Source organism: Acinetobacter tandoii, from assembly GCF_008867985.1.
In the GTDB taxonomy this organism is placed as follows: Bacteria; Pseudomonadota; Gammaproteobacteria; order Pseudomonadales; family Moraxellaceae; genus Acinetobacter; species Acinetobacter tandoii.
The window spans coordinates 1-694 of sequence record NZ_VXLD01000034.1 but is presented as its reverse complement, the minus strand read 5'-3'; the positions used below and the strand labels follow the sequence as shown (position 1 = coordinate 694).

Below are 694 nucleotides of genomic sequence, written 5' to 3'. Positions count from 1 at the left end.
AGCAGTGCATGTTCAGCGCTGGCAAGCTGATGCACTGACCCAAGATGATGGTGCAGGCAGTGTACAAAGCAAACATCAGCAGAGCGAGCAATATGATGTTGCAAGTTTAGGGCTAGAGCAAGCATGGCATTTTTCACCCGCATGGATGCAAGACCTGAATGGGGAGGATGGTGCAACAGCATCGGGCAATCCACAACTAGAACAATTTAACCAGCAGCTATCGGACTACTACAATGCACAAGCCAAGCATTTCTGTGCACAGTCTACGGTGCGAGATGCTCATGTGGGTTACTGGTTTGAACTGCAAGATCATCCAGAAATTAATCAACACAGTGGTGCAGACAAAGAATTTCTCATTACCGAAAAAACCTTTTATAGTCAAAACAACCTACCGAAAGATTTAAACCAACAACTAGAGCAACTTCTCCAACAAAGTCATTGGCAATTCACGTCTACACTGAGCAGCATTGCAAGTGAACAGCGCCAAGGCAATCTGCTGAGCTTACAACGTCGACATATTAAAACTGTACCTGCTTATCATCCCGAGCAGCATCGCCCAGCTGCCTACCCGCAACGAGCTCAGGTGGTTGGACCGAATGGTGAAGAAATCCATGTCGATGAATGGGGACGCATCAAAGTTCGCTTTTTATTCACAAGAAATGAAGACCATACACATGATGGTGGTGCGGGCAGC

The 694-nt window shown here is 46.7% G+C and carries 1 pseudogene; it reads left to right on the top strand.

What is annotated here, in order from left to right:
• Positions 1–694, top strand: a pseudogene (locus F4W09_RS16990) (contractile injection system protein, VgrG/Pvc8 family); the annotation flags it as partial.